The sequence below is a fragment of the Mycobacterium ahvazicum genome (assembly GCF_900176255.2).
Taxonomy (GTDB): domain Bacteria; phylum Actinomycetota; class Actinomycetes; order Mycobacteriales; family Mycobacteriaceae; genus Mycobacterium; species Mycobacterium ahvazicum.
In genome coordinates, this window is the sequence record NZ_FXEG02000002.1 from 2,073,224 (window position 1) to 2,089,748 (window position 16,525).

The 16,525-nt window shown below is 68.0% G+C and carries 14 protein-coding genes; 8 read left to right on the top strand and 6 right to left on the bottom strand.

Annotated features, from left to right (window positions below):
• Positions 1-180: 180 nt before the first annotated feature.
• The 5 genes from MAAFP003_RS11975 to lysX all read right to left on the bottom strand — a co-directional run bounded on the left by MAAFP003_RS11975 (position 181) and on the right by lysX (position 7,250).
• Positions 181-1,887: a serine/threonine-protein kinase PknH/PknJ gene (locus MAAFP003_RS11975; RefSeq protein ID WP_096287177.1), complete on the bottom strand. Its 1,707-nt coding sequence runs from the start codon at positions 1,885-1,887 to the stop codon at positions 181-183.
• 29 nt (positions 1,888-1,916) lie between these two features.
• Entirely contained in the window at positions 1,917-2,156 is a 240-nt protein-coding gene (locus MAAFP003_RS11980; protein WP_096291078.1) for a hypothetical protein, read from the bottom strand.
• A gap of 10 nt (positions 2,157-2,166) precedes the next feature.
• A complete protein-coding gene (locus MAAFP003_RS28935) occupies positions 2,167-2,352 on the bottom strand; it encodes a hypothetical protein (RefSeq protein WP_133160844.1) in 186 nt (61 codons plus the stop codon).
• Between the two features lie 6 nt (positions 2,353-2,358).
• Positions 2,359-3,771: an alpha/beta hydrolase gene (locus MAAFP003_RS11985; RefSeq protein ID WP_096291079.1), complete on the bottom strand. Its 1,413-nt coding sequence runs from the start codon at positions 3,769-3,771 to the stop codon at positions 2,359-2,361.
• A gap of 146 nt (positions 3,772-3,917) precedes the next feature.
• Positions 3,918-7,250, bottom strand: a complete 3,333-nt coding sequence (lysX, locus tag MAAFP003_RS11990) for a bifunctional lysylphosphatidylglycerol synthetase/lysine--tRNA ligase LysX (RefSeq protein ID WP_279304448.1) — start codon at positions 7,248-7,250, stop codon at positions 3,918-3,920.
• Positions 7,251-7,706: 456 nt separating this feature from the next.
• On the opposite strand from lysX, the gene infC reads away from it, so the two are divergent.
• The 4 genes from infC to MAAFP003_RS12010 all read left to right on the top strand — a co-directional run bounded on the left by infC (position 7,707) and on the right by MAAFP003_RS12010 (position 9,836).
• Positions 7,707-8,324 (top strand): translation initiation factor IF-3, encoded by a 618-nt coding sequence (infC, locus tag MAAFP003_RS11995; RefSeq protein WP_096291081.1) that lies wholly within the window; start codon positions 7,707-7,709, stop codon positions 8,322-8,324.
• Between the two features lie 42 nt (positions 8,325-8,366).
• Positions 8,367-8,561, top strand: a complete 195-nt coding sequence (rpmI, locus tag MAAFP003_RS12000; protein ID WP_090601731.1) for a 50S ribosomal protein L35 — start codon at positions 8,367-8,369, stop codon at positions 8,559-8,561.
• Positions 8,562-8,649: 88 nt separating this feature from the next.
• A complete protein-coding gene (gene rplT / locus MAAFP003_RS12005) occupies positions 8,650-9,039 on the top strand; it encodes a 50S ribosomal protein L20 (RefSeq protein ID WP_036468879.1) in 390 nt (129 codons plus the stop codon).
• A gap of 5 nt (positions 9,040-9,044) precedes the next feature.
• Complete coding sequence (locus tag MAAFP003_RS12010) at positions 9,045-9,836, top strand: TrmH family RNA methyltransferase (protein ID WP_096287179.1); 792 nt, start codon at positions 9,045-9,047, stop codon at positions 9,834-9,836.
• Here the strand turns inward: MAAFP003_RS12010 and MAAFP003_RS12015 are convergent.
• Positions 9,833-10,864 (bottom strand): oxygenase MpaB family protein, encoded by a 1,032-nt coding sequence (locus MAAFP003_RS12015; RefSeq protein WP_096287181.1) that lies wholly within the window; start codon positions 10,862-10,864, stop codon positions 9,833-9,835. The two genes, MAAFP003_RS12010 and MAAFP003_RS12015, sit on opposite strands and share 4 nt — an antisense overlap.
• Positions 10,865-11,158: 294 nt before the next feature.
• Between MAAFP003_RS12015 and MAAFP003_RS12020 the strand changes: the two genes are divergently transcribed.
• The 4 genes from MAAFP003_RS12020 (at position 11,159) to pheT (ending at position 16,523) form a co-directional block, all read left to right on the top strand.
• Complete coding sequence (locus tag MAAFP003_RS12020) at positions 11,159-11,971, top strand: adenylate/guanylate cyclase domain-containing protein (RefSeq protein WP_423790893.1); 813 nt, start codon at positions 11,159-11,161, stop codon at positions 11,969-11,971.
• A gap of 57 nt (positions 11,972-12,028) precedes the next feature.
• The gene (locus tag MAAFP003_RS12025; protein ID WP_243393884.1) at positions 12,029-12,850 is read left to right on the top strand and encodes a rhomboid-like protein; all 822 of its coding nucleotides are present in this window, start codon (positions 12,029-12,031) and stop codon (positions 12,848-12,850) included.
• A 143-nt stretch (positions 12,851-12,993) separates the two neighbouring features.
• Positions 12,994-14,037 carry a phenylalanine--tRNA ligase subunit alpha gene (gene pheS / locus MAAFP003_RS12030; RefSeq protein WP_096287185.1) on the top strand — a complete coding sequence of 348 codons (1,044 nt, stop codon included), beginning with the start codon at positions 12,994-12,996 and terminating at the stop codon, positions 14,035-14,037.
• Positions 14,037-16,523: a phenylalanine--tRNA ligase subunit beta gene (gene pheT, locus MAAFP003_RS12035; RefSeq protein ID WP_096287187.1), complete on the top strand. Its 2,487-nt coding sequence runs from the start codon at positions 14,037-14,039 to the stop codon at positions 16,521-16,523. Before pheS ends, pheT begins: the two co-directional genes overlap by 1 nt.
• Positions 16,524-16,525: the final 2 nt, after the last annotated feature.

The following is a 16,525-nucleotide window of genomic DNA, read 5'->3' on the forward strand; positions in this document are numbered from 1 at the left end:
GTGTACTTGCTTCTCACGTATCAGCGGATGGAGACCAGCTGATCGATCGAATCGCCGGGCACTTCACCACGCCCACTTCTCGTCTCATAACGCGATACTGCGCCAGTGGCCCTGGATGCGCCAATCGCGTGACCGGCCTATCACGTTCTGCTGCACGCTGTTAGGTTGCGCCGCAACGGTTTAGCCGGGCACCCTGGTCGCCATGTCATTGGCGATCTGCCGGGGTTGGTTGATGATTCCAGGCGCGCAGCCGTTGACGTCGAGAACCACATTGGAGACCGCGGACAGCACGTGCTGGCACACCACCGGGCTGTTGGCCAACGTGTGCTGCAGGGCGATGTTCGGCGGATTGCCGCTGACCTCCCGGAAGGTCCACTCAGATGTGACCCCCTTGTTGACCTGGGTCACGGTTCTGCCGGCGCAGCTTCGCCAGGGATCCACCTGCGCCGCCACAAACGCCTGGGCCTGGTTGGCTGACGCGAAAATCACGGCGCCCTGCACCACGACGTAACCGGGGTCGCTCTGCGGCTTCTTCAACAGTTGGGCAAGCATCGCGGTATAGCCGCTGCTCTTGTATGTCTTGGTTTGAAAGCCGATAAGTGCGCCCAGGCACTTGTCATCCGACAGTGTGCTGTCGGGGCCGGAGTCGGTCATCTCTGTTGCGCTGTGGTCCACGATGATTCCGGTGGTGCCCAGCAAAACGTTGACCAAGTCGTTCGGCACGAGGATCGAATTCAGTTGTGCGGGAGTCACTGTCGGTGCCGTGCTGGTAGACGCTGTGGTCGGTGCCACGGGGGTGGTGCTGGTGAGTGCGGTGTCGGGCCGGGACGCGCCGGGTTTACGCACGGCCGCCCAGATCGCGGTACCGGCGACGGCCGCGACGACGATCGCGATCGCGCCGATCATCAGCCCCAGCCTGCGCTTGGGTGGCGGGGCCGGCGTCCAGGGTGGCGGGTTGGTGGCCCAGGTCGGGGGCATGGGTGCCGGTTGGGTCCAGGGTTGCGGCGGCGGGGCGAAATGGCGGCTTTGGTCGATCAGGTCGGTCGCCCGGTCCTGGTCGGGGGTGCTGAGCGCGTGCAGGGCGGCCTGCGCCAGATCGCCGGCGGTGACATAGCGGTCGTCGGGGCTCTTGGCCATACCGCGCGCGATGACGTCGTCGAATGCTGCCGGGACTGCCGAGTTTCGCTGACTGGGCCGCGGGATGGGCTCCATCATGTGCGCGGCCATCAGGCTGCTGAGGCTCTCGCTCTGGAAAGGCGTTGCGCCGGTAAGGCATTCGTACAGCAGACAGGCTAGCGCGTAGACGTCGACTCGGTAGGTGGGATCTTGCTTGCCGAATCGCTCCGGCGCCATGTAGTTCCAACTGCCGACGGCGGCACCGGTTTTGGTCACCCGCTGGTCGGTGGCAGCGGCGGCGATGCCGAAGTCGACCAGGTAGGCGAAGTCGCCCTCGGTGAGTAGGATGTTCTCCGGCTTGATGTCGCGATGGATGACGCCGGCGCGGTGGGCGGCATCGAGCGCGGACGCGATTTGCTCGACGATGGCGACCGCGCGCGGCGGGGGCAGCGGTCCGCCGCGACGCAGCACCGAGCCGATGTCCTCGCCCTCGATGAACCGCATGTCGATGAACAGCTGGCCGTCGATCTCGCCGTAGTCGTGGATGGGCACGATGTGCGGCTCGGCCAGCCGCCCCGCCGTCTGGGCTTCCCGTTGCATGCGCCGGCGAAAGACGTCGTCGGCGCTCACTTGCGTGGACACCAGCTTCAGCGCCACCACCCGGTCTTTGACGGAGTCGTAGGCCTCGTAAACCTCGCCCATCCCGCCGCGGCCCAGCAGTCGGCGCAACTGGTAGTGCCCGAACCGGCTACCAACGCGCGTTTCACTCATCGATGTCCCCCCGGCGTCAAGCCAACCCCCTAACCCTCATCCGCGCGCATCGACTCGCGGATCTGCGCCAATCGTTCGGCCGCGGCACGCTGGCGCTCCTCGTATTGCTCGTCGGCCGAGCGGCCCTGTGGGGATTCGGCGTCGAGTTCCGCGTCGCCCAGTGACGCCGCGTAGCGGGTTTCGATTTTCTCACGCACCGAGTCGAAGGTCGGTAGACCCGCGCTGTCGTACCCGGGGTCGGGTGCGGGGTTTGCTGGTTCGTCGGGCATGGTTGCCACGCTACTGCCGCGTGGCTGCGTCCTGCCGCTGACGCTCGAGATAACGCACCATTTGCTCCCAATAGACCAGGGTCAGCGACATTTGCAGCGTGGTGGCGGTCGCCGCGAGCAGCAACAGATGGCGGCGGGCGGCCACCAGCGCGACCAGCGTCGTCGCTGAGGTCAGCCCGCTGATCATGGACGCCACCCGCGGTTACCTCGGCGCGGTGTTGGCGTGCTGGGCCGGGACCACCACCGGCGCCACCGTCGTCGCCTCCGCAGGCGACGTGCCGGGCAGCGGGGCCCGCGGCACGCCGGGCGTGCCCAGCTGGCCGGCCAGCCACGGCAGTGCGGCCGCGAAGACCCGATCGGCGAAGGGCCAGTCGTGCTTACCCGGCTGGGGGAGCACCGCGCAGTCGATGCCATTGGCCCGGCCGAGCGCGCAGAGTGAATAGGCGGCCGCGGTCTGGTTGCTCGGGTTGGCGGCGGCATCGCGCTGCGCCAGCCGCATTGCCGCGGTGTCCGCGATCGCGTGCGTGGCAGGCCGGCCGTCCGACGAGATCGCGAACCAGCCGGACACGTCGTGGTACCGGCCGTGCCGGTTGATCACCGTGCTCGGGTCGAAGGACGCCCACGCATCGGCGTTTCCGCCGAACAGCCGGCTGATGGTTTGCGCCTTGTTGCCGGCGTTGGGGAAGAAGTCGCCGGCGACGTCGACGAACGCGCTGAACATGTCCGGGTGCATGACGGTCAGGTCCACCGCGCAGGTGCCGCCCATGGACCAGCCCGCCACGCCCCAGTTGGCGCGGTCTGCGCTGACGCCAAAGCTGGTAACCATATACGGGACAACATCTTTGGTGAGGTGGTCGGCAGCGTTGCCGCGGACGCCGTTGACGCATTCGGTGTCGTTGTTGAAAGCCCCGCCGGAATCCACGAACACCAGCACCGGGGCTTGGCCGCGGTGGGCCGAGGCGAAGTCGTCGATCGTCTTGATCGCATTGCCCGCCCGCGTCCAGTCGGCCGGGGTATTGAACTGTCCGCCGATCATCATCACCGTCGGCAGCGCCGGCGGCGGGCTGGTCACGAACCATTCGGGCGGCAGGTACACCAGTTCGCCGCGGTGCTTGAAGTGCGAGGCGGACGACGGGATGACCACCGGCACCACACTGCCGTGCGCCGGCCGAGTTCCCTTGGCGGCCATCGCGGTAACGGTGGCCCGATCGGTCTGGTCGGGCAGCGGGCCGGAGGTGAGCTGACCCCACGCGGACTGCACGGTGGGGAAGTAGCCGACCCACAGATTGAGCATCAGCGCGGCGCACAGCAGGCACAGCGGCACCGAGATCAGGGCCGCGCCACGCCGCCAGCCGGGTGCGCCGCGCCAGCCCAGCAGCAGCACCGCTCCGGCCATGCCGGCGACCGCGATCCACAGCCACAGTGCGGCCGGCGCGGGTTCCTCGGACAGACCCCGATCGACGACGTACCAGTGCGTTGCGTACGCCGCGGCACCACCGATCGCGACCGCTACGGGCAGGCATGTCGTCCGCCAGCGCTGGGAACGCCAGCCGACGGCCAGCGTCAGCACGAGCGCGGTGACGACCTGGACCGTGATCGGCACCCAGCCGTGCATCAGGGAGGTATGGCTGCTTGCCAACAACTGTCCGGTGGCAACCGGCGCCGGCGGTGTCACGCGATCCATTGTGAGCGATTGTTAACCATCCCGGAACATATTCGACCGATGTTCCCGGTGCGATCACACCGGCCCCGGCGGCGGGGTTAATGCGGTCTGGCCAGCGGAAATGGCAGCGTCTCGCGGATGCTGCGACCAGTTATGAGCATCACGAGCCGATCGATACCCATCCCGAGCCCGCCGGTGGGCGGCATCGCGTATTCCATGGCCTGCAGGAAGTCCTCGTCGAGCTCCATGGCTTCGGGGTCACCGCCGGCGGCGAGCAGCGACTGCGCGAGCAGCCGGCGCCGCTGTTCCACCGGATCGGTGAGTTCGCTGTAGGCGGTGCCCAGCTCGACCCCCCACGCCACCAGGTCCCATCGCTCGGCGACGCCGGGCTGGCTGCGGTGCGGCCGAGTCAGCGGTGACACCGACGTCGGAAAGTCGATGTAGAACGTCGGCGCCTCGGTCCGGTCCTCGACCAGGTGCTCGTAGAGCTCGAGCACGACTGCGCCGGCGTCCCAGTGGTCCCGGTACGGAATGTGGGCGCGGTCGGACAGCTTGCGTAATGCGCTCAGCGACGTGTTCGGGTTGATGCGTTCGCCGAGTGCGTCGGAGACCGCGTCGTGCACCGTCTTGACCGGCCACTCCCCGGAGATGTCGACCGGTTCGAGGCGGCCGTCGTCCGCCGGGTGGGGCCGCAGCACGGTCTGCGTGCCGTTGGCCGCCTCGGCGGCGTTCTGGATGAGCTCGCGGCAGCCGTCGATCCACACCCGGTAGTCGGCATGGGCCTGGTAGGCCTCCAGCAGCGTGAACTCCGGGTTGTGGCTGAAGTCGACACCTTCGTTACGGAAGGCCCGGCCCAGTTCGAACACCCGCTCCACGCCGCCGACGCACAACCGCTTCAAATACAGCTCGGGCGCGATGCGCAGAAACAGGTCCATGTCGTAGGTGTTGATGTGTGTGACGAACGGTCGGGCCGCGGCCCCGCCGTGAATCGGCTGCAGGATCGGGGTTTCCACCTCGATGAAGTCCTTGGCGAACAACGTTTCCCGCACCGAACGCAGCACGCTGCTGCGGGCCATCACCAGATTGCGTGACTCGGCATTGACCGCCAGGTCGACGTACCGGGTGCGCACCCGCGCTTCCGGGTCGGTCAGCCCTTTCCATTTATTGGGCAACGGCCGCAAGCACTTCCCGACCATTCGCCAGTCGCTGACGATCAACGAGCGGGTTCCGCGCTTGCTGAATCCCATGTGCCCGGTCATCTCGACCAGGTCGCCGAGGTCGATGGCCGCGGTGAAATCGGCGGTCCGGCCGGACTCCAGGCGCGAATTGTCCAGCAGCACTTGCATTTCGCCCGACCAGTCACGCAGTTCGGCAAACAGCACGCCGCCGAAGTCGCGGATCCGCAAGATCCGGCCCGCGACCGAAACCGTGTCCTGGTCGTCGCTGTCGAGGGCGCGCGCGATGGTGTGGCTGGGCGGAGAGCCCACCGGGTAGGCGTCAATTCCGTTGCGCTGCAGCGTTCTCAGCTTGGTCAGGCGAACCCGTACCTGTTCGGGTAGCCGTCGCCGGTACTCCTCGGAGTCGACTTCGTCGCCCCGCTTGAGCCCGCTGACGTCTGGAGCCGATCCGTCTTCGTGTAGCAACCCCGATTCGGCGAGCCTGGCCGGCACGGCCGAGTGGTGCCCGGTGTGTACCTTGTCGCGCCGGCTGAAGGGCAACACCAGGAAGCCTTCGGCCATGGCCGACGCGACACCCACCCGCGGGATCAGCCGGGCGTCTTCGTAGCAGGCGTAGCGGGGAACCCATTCGGGTTGGTACTTCATGTTGGAGCGGTACAGCGTCTCGAGCTGCCACCACCGGGAGAAGAACAGCAGCAGCCCGCGCCACAGCCGTGCGATCGGGCCGGCGCCGAGTTGCGCGCCCTGCTCGAACGCCGACCGGAACATGGCGAAGTTCAGCGAAACGCGATTGATACCAAGCCCTTCCGCGTTCAGGGCAAGTTCGCTGACCATGAATTCGTTGGTGCCGTTGGGCGAGTCGGGGGAGCGGCGCATCACATCCAGGGAGACCCCGGTGCTTCCCCATGGCACCAGCGACAGCATCGCGACCACCTGCTCGTCCCGATCCAGCGCCTCGACCAGCAGGCAGTCGCCGTCGGCGGGATCTCCCAGTCGCCCCAGCGCCATGGAAAATCCGCGCTCGGACTGGGTGTCGCGCCAGGCGTTGGCGCGTGTGATCGTCTCGGCCATCTCTTCGGCGCTGATGTCGCGGTGCCGGCGGATGCGGACCGTCAGCCCGGCCCGGCGTGCCCGCGTCACGGCCTGACGCACCCCGCGCATGTCCGGGCCGGACAGCTTGAAATCGGAGGTTCGCAGAATGGCCTCGTCGCCGAGCTCGAGAGCATTGAGGCCGCGCTCCCGATACGACTGAGCCCCTTGGGAACTGGCGCCCATCACACCGGGTGCCCAGCCGTAGGTCTTGCACAGCCCCAGCCACGCCTCGACGGCTTGCGACCAGGCTCGGGGGTCACCGACCGGATCGCCACTGGCCAGGCAGACGCCCACCTCGACTCGGTAGGTGATCGCGGCGCGGCCGCTGTGGGCGAACACCACCGACTTGTCGCGCCGGGTGGCGAAGTAGCCCAGCGAATCGTTCTTCCCGTACAGCTCGAGCAGCCCGCGGATCGCGGACTCGTCCTCGCCGGTGAGCGCGTTGTCGGCGCGCTGGGATTGGAACAGCACGATCGCGGCCGCGATCAGGGCCAGCGCGCCGAACAACCCGAAGATCGCGTTGAGCAGAACGTGCGGCTTGCCGGTGAACAGGTCGGGGTCGGCCAGCGCGAACCCGACGACGCGGTTGGCCACGTAGCCCAGCCGATCCTGCCGGGCCAGCGATCCGGGGAAGAGCTCGACCAGGCCCCAGGACAACAGGATTCCGATCACATCCCCGACGACCAGGACGGCGGCCGCCTTGAACAGCGCCGCGCGGCGGACCTTGGCCCAGAACTCCCGATAACTCAACAGCAGCAGGACGATCACGACGATGTGCATCGCGAACCCGAGATTTTCGCCGAACGTCTCGGCCGCCGTGTTGTCACCGGCGGCGATATCAGCGGCGTTCCAGAATGCGGCCAGCACCATTTGGCCCAGCAGCACCCACCACGCGATACGTTTGCGGGCGGTCAGCGCCGCCGCCAGCAGCGCCAGCACGAACGACCACGCGATGCTGGTGTCGGGGAAGTTGAACAGGTAGTCGTTGATGAATTCCCGCGGGCCCTTGATCAACCACCGGATCAGGGGCGACACGCTGCCGATCAGGGACAGGGTGGCGATGACGCCGACGGTCCAGCCGGCCGCCGCCGGTACCCACCGGTACCGGGAATTCGACCGGCTGCCCGAACGAGGCCCCGAAGCAGCAGAAGCGAGAGTCACAGACCGCGAGGATAAGCCTTTACACCGTGAAATGCCTGGCGAAGCGCCAATCGCGTCGAGACTAGTTATCGGTCTCGGGCGCGCCGCGATTGCCCGGATCAGCATGCCGCCCGGGGTGGTCCCCGGCAGCTGAAATGCAGGCAGACGCCCGGCGGCTGCTAGACTGACCTCCGCGACCATCCCGGCTTTGGCCTGGGACAGTTAAGTGGAGTCCCACTCCCACCGCTAGCCGCGAAAGATTTCAAGGCGTAGCGGTCCGGTCACCGGCACCGCAAGGTGCCTGTTTCGCGCATGGCGCGAACGGCCTGAATACGTTTCAGGTCGTGATCGGTCGGCATTGGGCCCTGCTTCTGCAGGGCTTTTTTGCTGATGGTGTGGCGTTTCCGCCGCTGAATCCCGACGGGCCCGAGTCACCGGTCGTTGCGAGACGACGAAAAGCCCAACAAGGGAGGCCCCATCAGCACTGAGACCCGCGTCAATGAGCGCATCCGCGTACCTGAAGTCCGACTGATCGGTCCAGGGGGGGAGCAGGTAGGCATCGTGCGTATCGAAGACGCATTGCGCGTCGCCGCGGACGCCGATCTCGACCTCGTCGAAGTCGCCCCGAACGCCAGGCCACCGGTCTGCAAGATCATGGACTACGGCAAGTTCAAGTACGAGGCGGCGCAAAAGGCGCGCGAATCCCGCCGGAACCAGCAGCAGACCGTTGTCAAAGAGCAAAAGCTGCGACCCAAGATCGACGATCACGATTACGAGACCAAGAAGGGCCACGTAATCCGCTTCCTGGAGGCGGGATCGAAGGTAAAGGTCACCATCATGTTCCGCGGGCGCGAGCAGTCGAGGCCCGAATTGGGCTACCGATTGCTGCAGCGCCTGGGCGCGGACGTCGCCGAGTACGGATTCGTCGAAACGTCGGCCAAGCAGGACGGCCGCAACATGACGATGGTGCTGGCGCCGCACCGCGGCGCCAAAACTCGCGCCAGGGCGCAGCACCCGGAACAACCGGGAGCCGCGCCGGCGCAGGCCGCCGATGAGACGGATGCCCCCGGCGACAACGCAGCTGCACCGAACTGACCTGACAGCCAAACCGCGAAAACAGTAAGAACCAGAGGAAACATGCCCAAGGCCAAGTCCCACAGCGGGGCGAGCAAGCGATTCCGGCGTACCGGGACCGGGAAGATCGTCCGCCAGAAAGTCAATCGTCGACACCTGCTCGAGCACAAGCCGAGCAAGCGCACCCGGCGGCTCGACGGCCGCACCGAGGTTGCGGCCAACGACACCAAGCGTGTCAACGCGATGTTGAACGGCTGACCTCAGCCACACCGAGTGCGGCCGGGCATACACCGAACCCGGCGCGACACCTGAGACCATTTACGTCTGAACGAGAGTAGGAACATCCATGGCACGCGTGAAGCGGGCAGTCAACGCCCACAAGAAGAGGCGCAGCGTCCTGACAGCCTCGAAAGGCTATCGCGGCCAGCGGTCTCGGCTCTACCGCAAAGCCAAAGAGCAGCAGCTGCATTCGTTGCAGTACGCCTACCGCGACCGCCGCGCCCGCAAGGGTGAGTTCCGCAAGTTGTGGATCTCGCGGATCAACGCGGCGGCCCGCGCCAACGACATCACCTACAACCGGCTGATCCAGGGCCTCAAGGCCGCCGGTGTGGAAGTCGACCGCAAGAACCTTGCCGACATCGCGATCACCGATCCGGCCGCGTTCACCGCGCTGGTCGATGTCGCCCGGGCGGCATTGCCCAAGGACGTCAACGCGCCCTCCGGAGAAGCTGCTTAACCCCGGTGCTCACCGAGCGCTCGGCCCGGGTGGCCGCGGCGGTCAAGTTGCATCGCCACGTCGTGCGGCGACGGGCGAACCAGTTCCTGGCCGAAGGCCAAAATCTGGTTGAGGCCGCGTCGTCGCGCGGCTTGGTCCGGGAGGTGTTCGTCACCGAACTCGCGGCGCAGCGGCACGCGACCCTGCTGGCCGCCCAGCCGGGCCCGGTCCACGTGGTCACCGACCGTGCCGCAAAAGCCTTGTCCGACACCGTTACTCCGGCGGGGCTGGTCGCGGTCTGCGACATGCCGGCAACCGGACTACAGCAGGCGCTGGCCGGCTCACCACGGCTGGTCGCCGTTGCCGTCGAGATCAGCGAGCCGGGCAACGCGGGCACGCTGATCCGTCTCGCCGATGCCATGGGCGCCGCGGCGGTGATTCTCGCGGGGCACAGCGTCGACCCCTACAACGGCAAGTGCCTGCGCGCGTCGGCCGGCAGCATCTTCTCGCTTCCGGTTGTCGCCGCCCCCGACGTCGACGCGGTGCTGGGCGCGGCGCGTGCCGCCGGGCTGCAGGCGCTGGCCACCACCGTCGACGGCGGGACGCGGCTGGACGAGGCCGACGAGCTGCTGAGCAGGCCGACGGCCTGGCTGTTCGGCCCCGAATCGCACGGCTTGCCCGAAGAGATCACCGACCAGGCGGACCATCGCGTGCGCATCCCGATGTCGGGCGGCGCCGAGAGCCTGAATGTGGCTGCCGCCGCAGCGATCTGCCTGTATCAGAGCGCCCAGGCGCTGGGTGTGCTGCAGGGTTTCTAAGCGGCCCTTTTGCGGCCGCCGGCGGGGCGCAGCCCGGCCAGCGAGAGCGTGGTGTGCACCAGCGACCCGGCCCGCTCGATCAGCGACTTACTGCGCAGGGAACCCGGGGGCCAGTAGTGCATCGGCAGCCCGCGGCGGTCGCGCGGCGGTGCCATGAACTCGGGCGCCTCGACCAGCGGCGCATCGAGCGGAACCCGGCCCTCCGCGCGGCGGTAAGCGGCCAGCGCCCGGGGATGCAGCCGGATCTCGTCGGGCACCGCCAGGAAGGCCAGCGCGATCAACTTGCCGAACACCCGCAGCAGGATTTCGTCGCCCGGCGTCCAGCGCATGCCCGCCTTCTCGCGCACCGCCGGCTCGAACAGCCCGGCCGCGATCCAGCGTTGACCGGCCACCAACGGCTTGAAGATCTGGTCCCAGATCGGCGTGGGCATCAGGACGAACTTCGGCTTCGGGATGCGGATCCGGAAGATGTCCAGCGTCGCCTGGTTGATCTCCAGCTCGTCGCGGCAGACCCGGTCCCAGTACTCCTGGAATTCCTCCCAGGACCCTGGCACCGGCCGCATGCTCATGCCGTACATCCGGTACCACTGCACGTGCTCGTCGAACAGCTGGCGCTTCTCGGCCTCGGTCAGGCCGCCGCAAAAGTATTCGGCGACCTTGACGGTGAGCATGAAGAAGGTGGCGTGCGCCCAGTAGAAGGTCTCGGGGTTCAGCGCGTGGTAGCGACGCCCTTCGGCATCAATCCCCTTGATGGTGTCGTGGTAGTGCTTGATCTGCTCACCCGTCAGAGGCGCGCGATCGCCGTCGTAGACCACGCCCATGATCGGATACACCGACCGGGCCACCCGCTGCAGCGGCTCGCGCAGCAGGATCGAATGCTCCTCGACGCCGGCACCGAGCTGTGGGTACATGTTCTGGATCGCCCCGATCCAGACGCCCATCATTCCGGTTCGCAGGTCGCCAAAGTACTTCCAGGTCAGGGAATCTGGCCCAAGAGGATCAGCAGGTGTGGTCGATGCGGTTGTCATCACGACCTCCTACGTGCCCAGTGAGCTCACGATAACTCTGACAACGCGCGTTGTCCGCGTTTCGGCGCGCGCCACGCGAAGCCGTTACCGAGATTCCACGCGCGTGTGGCAGCGTCGTGATCAGTCGGTTTGATGCGATGTGTGACACAAACCGGACAGGCGTCGTTGCCCGGCTTCCCCGAAACTACTTACCCTTGCCAGGTGGAACTCGCGCCGCGCGATCCGGATCCGGGCGAGTCCTATGAAAAGGACTCGGATTCGGTGACGACGGTGACCCCTCCCGGCTCCACCTCCCTGTCCGGAAGCCGACCTCCGGTGTCCAAACACACCGCGGTCCAGTGGTGGCAGACCGCCAATCGCAGCCCAGGCGTGGTGGCGTTCATTCGGCGGGCGCGGCGGATGCTGCCGGGCGATCCCGAATTCGGCGACCCGCTGTCGATGGCGGGTGATGGCGGCCCGAGGGCGGCGGCCCGGGCCGCCGACCGGCTGCTGGGGGATCGCGACGCGGCGTCGCGTGAAGTCAGTCTTGGCGTGCTGCAGGTCTGGCAGGCGCTGACCGAAGCGGTGTCGCGCCGGCCGGCGAACCCGGAGGTGACGCTCGTCTTCACCGACCTGGTCGGCTTCTCGACGTGGTCGCTGCAGGCCGGGGACGATGCGGCGCTCACGTTGTTGCGCCAGGTGGCCCGCGCGGTGGAGCCGCCGTTGCTCGATGCCGGCGGGCACATCGTCAAGCGGATGGGCGACGGCATCATGGCGGTGTTCCGGCATCCTGATGTCGCGGTGCGCGCCGTGGTGCAGGCCGACGCCGCGATGCGGGAGGTCGAGGTGGGCGGCTATCGACCCCGGATGCGGGTCGGGATCCACACCGGCCGGCCGCAGCGGCTGGCTGCCGATTGGCTGGGTGTCGACGTCAATATCGCCGCTCGCGTGATGGATCGTGCCACCAAGGGCGGGATCATGATCACGGGGGCGGCGCTGGATCTGATCCCACAGAACGAGCTGGACGTACTCGGCGTCGTCGCTAAACGTGCACGTAAATCCATGTTTACGCCCAAGACCCCGGGCATTCCGCCGGACTTGGCGATCTACCGCTTGGAATACTATTAGCCAAGTCACAGCGTCCCATCACAAGGACGAAACAATTTAGCCCGCATAATGGATTCAATGCTTGGGGGATTGCTTTCCCGGCTCGGCCGGATCCGTTTCACCGTGGGGTATGCCGCGGTGCTGCTTGCCGTGAGCTGCGCCATCCTGATGCTCGGCCAGCACGCGCACGACGTCATCGTCGCGCGTGCCAGCACCAACCTGCACAACCTGGCGCACGGACACATCGGCACCCTGCTGGGCAGCGCGCTGGTCGTCGACGCCGGTCCGCTGTGGTTCTGGTTGCCTTTCCTGACCTGCCTGCTGGCGCTTGCGGAGCTGCATCTGCAGACCATCCGGTTGGTGATCGCGTTCGTGGTCGGACACATCGGCGCGACGTTGGTCGTGGCCGCCGCCCTTGCCTCCGCGGTCGAGTTCGGCTGGCTGCCGATATCGATCTCGCGGGCCAGCGACGTCGGGATGAGCTATGGCGCCCTGGCGGTGCTCGGCGCGATGACGGCCGCGATACCGCAGCGGTGGCGCCCGGCGTGGATCGGCTGGTGGATTTCGGCGGGCCTGGCCTCGGCGATCATCGGTGCCGACTTCACCGACGCGGGGCACACCGTCGCCGTGATCCTGGGTGTGCTCGTGTCCGCCCGGTTCCGTCAACCGATCCGCTGGACGCCGGTGCTGATCGCGATGCTGGTGGCGTCGTCCGGCTTCGGCTTCCTCGTCCTGGCTCACCACTGGGCAACGATGGCCGCGGCTCCGGTCTTCGGGTCGCTCGGCGCTTTCGCGGCGTACAAGCTCGCCCAGCTCAGGGCGTCGCGCAACCCGGCGCCGATCGTGGCGGCAGACGACGGGGAAGCGTCCACCGCGCTGCAGCCGGCCCTGGTCGGCTAATCCATCGCGGCCCGCCGAAGCGCGTTCAGTTCCCGGGCCTCGGTCACATATGATCGGCACTCGACCCGTGCCTGTTTTTCAGCACCGCTCGCTGGCAATACGGGCAGCCCCTACCGCCTCGTCAGCAAGGAGAGTTTCGCCGCGTGGGTGATCAACCCGTCGACCTGTCGCCGGAAGCGTTGGCCGAGGCCGTCGATGCTGCCCGCGGGGCTTTGGCCGGGGCCGGCAGCCTGGAGGCGCTGGCACAGATCAAGACCGAGCACCTCGGCGACCGCTCGGCGATCGCACTGGCCAGGCAGTCGCTGGGCGCCCTGCCCAAGGAGGAGCGCTCCGACGCCGGAAAGCGCGTCAACACCGCGCGCGGCGAGGTGCAGAGTGCGTACGACGAAAGGCTGGCGGTGCTGCGTGCCGAGCGCGACGCGGCCGTGCTGGTCGCCGAAAGCATCGATGTCACGCTGCCCTCGACCCGCCAGCCTCCCGGCGCCCGGCACCCGATCACGATCCTGGCCGAACATGTCGCGGACACCTTCATCGCGATGGGGTGGGAACTGGCCGAGGGCCCCGAGGTCGAAACCGAGCAGTTCAACTTCGACGCCCTGAACTTCCCGCCCGATCACCCGGCGCGCAGCGAGCAGGACACCTTCTACGTCGCGCCGGATGACTCCCGCCAGCTGCTGCGCACCCACACCTCGCCCGTTCAGGTGCGCACGCTGCTGGAGCGCGAACTGCCGGTCTACATCGTCTCGATCGGCCGCACCTTCCGCACCGACGAACTCGACGCCACCCACACGCCCGTGTTCCACCAAGTCGAGGGCCTCGCCGTGGACCGCGGCCTGTCAATGGCGCACCTGCGCGGGACCCTGGATGCGTTCGCGCGCGCGGAGTTCGGCCCCGAGGCGCGCACCCGGATCCGCCCGCACTTCTTCCCGTTCACCGAGCCCTCCGCCGAGGTCGACGTGTGGTTCGTCGGCAAAAAGGGCGGTGCCGGCTGGGTGGAATGGGGCGGCTGCGGCATGGTGCATCCAAACGTGTTGCGCGCCGCCGGAATTGATCCCGACGTCTACTCGGGCTTCGCCTTCGGGATGGGCCTGGAACGCACCCTGCAGTTCCGCAACGGCATCCCGGACATGCGCGACATGGTTGAAGGCGATATCCGGTTCTCGTTGCCGTTCGGGGTGGGTCTGTAATGCGCATTCCGTATAGCTGGCTGCGTGAGGTGGTTGCCGCCGGGGCGCCGGGCTGGGATGTCACCGCCGCCGATCTCGAGCAGACGCTGGTACGCATCGGTCACGAGGTCGAGGAAGTCCTCACCCTGGGACCGGTCGAAGGTCCGCTGACCGTGGGCCGGGTGTCCGCGATCGAGGAGCTCACCGAATTCAAGAAGCCGATTCGCGCATGCCTGGTCGACGTCGGCGAGGGTAAAGATCGTGGAATCATATGCGGCGCAACCAACTTCGCGGTAGGTGATCTGGTGGTGGTGGCGCTGCCCGGCACCACGCTGCCCGGTGGGTTCGCGATCACCGCCCGCAAGACCTACGGCCGTAGCTCCGACGGAATGATCTGCTCGGCGTCCGAACTCGGCTTGGGTGCAGACCATTCCGGAATTCTGGTGCTGCCGCCGGGAACCGCCGAGCCGGGCGCCGGCGGCGCCGAGGTGCTCGGGCTGGACGATGTGGTGTTCAACCTGGCCATCACGCCGGACCGCGGCTACTGCATGTCGGTGCGCGGCCTGGCCCGCGAGATCGCCTGCGCCTACGAGCTGAATTTCGTCGACCCGAGCGTCGTCAAGCCGCTGCCGGCCGACGGCGAGGCGTGGCCGCTGACCGTGCAGGCCGAGACCGGTGTGCAGCGGTTCGCGCTGCGCCCGGTCACCGGCATCGATCCGGCCGCGGTCTCACCATGGTGGCTGCAGCGCCGGCTGTTGTTGTGCGGCATCCGCGCGATGTCCCCGGCCGTGGACGTGACCAACTATGTGATGCTCGAACTCGGCCACCCGATGCACGCCCACGACCGCAACCGCATCACCGGGGGCTTCAAGGTGCGCTTCGCGCAGCCCGGCGAGACCGTCGTCACGCTGGATGACATTGAGCGCAAACTCGATCCGGCCGATGTGCTGATCGTCGACGACGTCGCGACGACGGCGATCGGCGGCGTGATGGGCGCAGCGAGCACCGAGGTGCGCACCGACTCCACCGACGTGCTGCTGGAAGCCGCGGTGTGGGACCCGGCCGCCATTTCGCGCACCCAGCGGCGGCTGCACCTGCCCAGCGAGGCCGCGCGTCGTTACGAGCGCGCTGTCGACCCGGCCATTTCGGTGGCCGCGCTGGACCGCTGCGCCGCGCTGCTGGCCGACATCACCGGCGGATTGGTGTCGCCGACCCTGACCGATTGGCGCGGGGATCCGCCGCGTGACGACTGGTCGCAACCGGCGATCCCGATTGCCGCCGACCTGCCGGACCGTTTCGCCGGTGTGGTGTACGCCGCGGGTACGACCACCCGGCGGTTGGCCCAAATCGGTGCCGCGGTAACCGAAGACGGTGACACGCTGATCGTGACCCCGCCGAGCTGGCGGCCCGATCTGTTGCAGCCCGCCGACCTCGTCGAGGAGGTGCTGCGGCTGGAAGGTCTCGAGGTCATTCCGTCGCTGCTGCCGCCGGCGCCGGCCGGGCGGGGCCTGACGCGGGTGCAGAAGCGCCGCCGCGCGATCGGCAAGTCGCTCGCGCAGTCCGGGTATGTGGAGATCCTGCCGACCCCGTTCCTGCCGGCCGGTGTGTTCGACCTCTGGGGCTTACCGGCCGACGATCCGCGGCGCACCGCGACACGGGTGCTCAACCCGCTGGACGCCGATCGCCCGGAGCTGGCTACCACGCTGCTGCCCGGACTACTGGAAGCGTTGGGGCGCAATGTGTCCCGCGGCCTGGTGGACGTAGCGCTGTATGCCATCGCGCAGGTGGTGCGGCCGACCGAGCAGACGCGCGGCGTCGAGCTGATCCCCGTCCACCGCCGGCCGACCGACGCCGAGATCGCGACGCTGGACACATCGCTGCCCCGCCAGCCTCAGCATGTCGCCGCGGTGCTGGCCGGGCTGCGCGAACCGCGGGGCCCGTGGGGCCCCGGCCGTGCCGTCGACGCCGCCGACGCCCTGGAGGCGGTGCGAATCATTGCGCGCGCCAGCGCCATCGACGTCACCTTGCGTGCGGCACAGTACCTGCCGTGGCATCCCGGGCGCTGCGCCGAGGTAGTCGTCGCCGACACCGTCATCGGCCACGCGGGTCAACTGCATCCGGCGGTCATCGAGAAGTCGGGGCTGCCGAAGGGGACCTGCGCCCTGGAGCTCGACCTCGAAGCGTTGCCGATCACCGAGCTGTTGCCGGCGCCCAGGGTGTCCCCGTTCCCAGCCGTCTTCCAGGACGTCAGCCTGGTGGTGGCCGCACACGTGCCGGCCCAGGCGGTGGCCGATGCGGTGCGCGAGGGAGCCGGCGAGTTGCTGGAAGACATGCAGCTGTTCGACGTGTTCACCGGCCCGCAGATCGGCGAGAATCGCAAGTCGCTGACCTTCGCGCTGCGGTTCCGCGCCGCGGACCGCACGCTGACCGAGGACGACGCCAGCGCGGCCCGCGATGCCGCGGTGCGGCGCGCCGCCGAGGCCGTCGGCGCCGAAATGCGCGCCTAGGC